Genomic DNA, 2,099 nt, shown 5'->3' on the forward strand with positions numbered 1-2,099 from the left:
CATCTAACCTGATCTCGATTTCGCCATCTGATCCAGGATCAAGATTTAAAAATGAAAAACCAAATCCTGAAATTCCAGTTAAGTCAATGTTTTTAATGGCTAACCAGCTATCATCCTTTGTTAATACAAGTTTTTCTCCACCATAGATATCCTTTCGCTGAAAACCTGCAAAATCTTTAATGTCGTCAGCATCAATGATACTGCTTTTAAGATTGATGAGATTAGTGGTGGTTAAAGGTTTTAAACCTGCTGCACCTGCATCGGTATACGTTGCTTTTAAGGTTAGTACCGATTTCTTTTTATCAGTAGTTGCTGGTGGAATAATTTTTCCAGCGGTTGGAAGTGATGCTTTAACGGTTTCTTTGTTGCCCAAAGTCATAATCCACTCTGTAATTTTTTTCACTTCAGCTTCTTTCATTGCGGTATGTGCAGGCATTGGTACTTCTCCCCATACGCCATGGCTACCGCCAATCACTTTTGATGCCAGGTAATCAACCGCTTYGCTGTCGTTTTTATATTTAGCCGCAACTTTGTTAAACGCAGGACCAATAGAAACAGCAGCCTCTTTGTGGCAAGTGCTACAGTCAGATTTTAACATAATCGTTTTACCCACAAGGGTTTGTGCTGCTTGTTGGTGACCCAATTGTGCTCCTGCTAAATCTGTTCCTTCTGTATAAGTATTTGAAATGTATATGCGATTATTATTCACTTTAGCACCTTTATCGCTTACTAAAACTTTATAATCAACTGGTTTATTCGGAAAATAAAAACTTTTGTTTCCAGCTAGGTCAATAGCTACAGTTGGATGCTCGTTCCCTGCAAAAACCGGTACAACCTGGCTTTTTACAGAAGCTTTGCTTTTATCAATTACAGTAACACTTACCGGATATTCTCCTGCTTTAGTAAAGGTATATTGTAAACTTGGCGTTGTAGTAGTTTTAGTAATTCCTTTTCCCAGGTTCCAAATGTAAGTTAAAGCATCTCCGTCTGGATCTTTAGCCTTAACAGTTGCGGTTAATTTGTAAGGAAGTAATCCACTTGTTTTAGCAATATTTAAACTTTCAACTGATGGAGGTCGGTTACCTTTTAAATAATCAATCCTCGTAATTGCTGCGTCAGGGTTTTTTGTAAACCAACCTTTACCATACTCAAGGATGTATAATTTCCCATCAGGCCCCAATTCCATATCAATAGGTGCAGCTAAAGGAACATTAGACATAAAAGGTTCCATACTCAGGTAATCACCCTGTGCATTCATCGTAACGGCTTTAACCCATCCACGTACCCATTCGTAAATAATCAGTTTTCCGTTATAATAAGCGGGGTAGGGTGAGTTTGCAGTCGCATAATAAACTGGTCCGGCCATTGCGGTACGCCCGCCTGAGCCTACCTGTGGAAATTCTTTCGATTCGCCATAGGGATACCAGATATAGGCAGGTTGAGCAGGTGGCAGTTGTTCTAAACCCGTATTGTTTGGCGAATTGTTAATTGGCTTTTCAGGATCAAATGCATTCCCGTTTGTTCCATTGGTATAATCGTAAGCTTTATACGCATAGTTATTACCTACAAATAAGGGCCAGCCAAAATTACCTGCTTTACGGGCCTGATTTACTTCGTCATAACCCCTCGGGCCTCTTAAAGCATCGTCATTACTGGCATCGGGGCCAACTTCTCCCCAGTATAAAAAGTTGTTTTTTTGATCTACCGAAATACGGTAAGGGTTTCTATTCCCCATTACATAAATTTCTGGTCTGGCTTTTGGGTCGTTTTTAGAAAAAAGGTTACCATCAGGGATACTGTAAGTTCCATCTTCATTTACTTTGATCCTTAAAATTTTACCTCTTAAATCATTGGTATTTCCGGCCGATCTTCTGGCATCGTATTGTTCTAAACCTTTTCTGTTGTCGAGCGGGGCATAGCCTTTATTTACATATTGTTGTTTGGGTACATCGAAAGGAGTAGAGTTGTCACCTGTTGAAACGTAAAGTAAATTATCAGATCCAAAAGCAATAGATCCTCCGGTATGGCAGCAGATTTCGCGCTGAGAATAAAATTCTAAAACGATCTTTTCTGATTCTTTTACAATCTGATCATTAATT

Annotated in this window: 1 protein-coding gene; it reads right to left on the reverse strand. The window is 39.2% G+C overall.

What is annotated here, in order from left to right:
- Positions 1-2,099: PQQ-dependent sugar dehydrogenase (locus AC1DPQ_RS25945; protein ID WP_477611332.1), on the reverse strand; the 2,099-nt coding region annotated here is incomplete at both ends.

The sequence above is a fragment of the Pedobacter sp. 01T416_2 genome, assembly GCF_056398925.1.